1 protein-coding gene is annotated in these 442 nt (G+C 56.7%); it reads right to left on the bottom strand.

Annotated elements, in window-relative coordinates; all coding sequences use genetic code 11:
• A partial coding sequence (locus tag AB4Z53_RS35495; protein ID WP_441600124.1) for a trimeric intracellular cation channel family protein occupies nucleotides 1–442 on the bottom strand: 442 nt, incomplete at both ends.

The following is a 442-nucleotide window of genomic DNA, read 5'->3' as shown; positions in this document are numbered from 1 at the left end:
GGATATACATCCAGCCAGAGGCGAAAGCGATACCGGCGTAGAGTTCCTTCTGAAACACCAGCGGAATGCGATTACAGAACATGTCACGCAGTACGCCGCCAAAGACGCCGGTAATGACCGCACTTATCGCGGCAATAATCATGGCGTGTCCTGAATCGAGCGCAACCTGCGCGYCGATAATAGAAAAGACCACCAGTCCTAACGCATCGAGCACCAGAAACACTTTGCGCAGATGCGTCATCAGGGGTGCCAGGAAAGTGGTCACTACCGCCGCCGCTGCAACAATCATGATGTATTCGGGATGTTTCACCCAGCCCAGCGGATAGTGACCCAGCAGGATGTCGCGCACCGAACCGCCACCAATGGCGGTCACGGACGCGATAATGATGACACCGAACAGATCCATTTTGCGACGCCCCGCCGCCAGCGCACCCGTCATGGC

The organism is Ensifer sp. 2TAB8 (assembly GCF_052115125.1).
In the GTDB taxonomy this organism is placed as follows: Bacteria; Pseudomonadota; Alphaproteobacteria; order Rhizobiales; family Rhizobiaceae; genus Ensifer.
The sequence above is the reverse complement of the archived record's forward strand: the minus strand, read 5'-3'. Positions and strand labels throughout refer to the sequence as shown.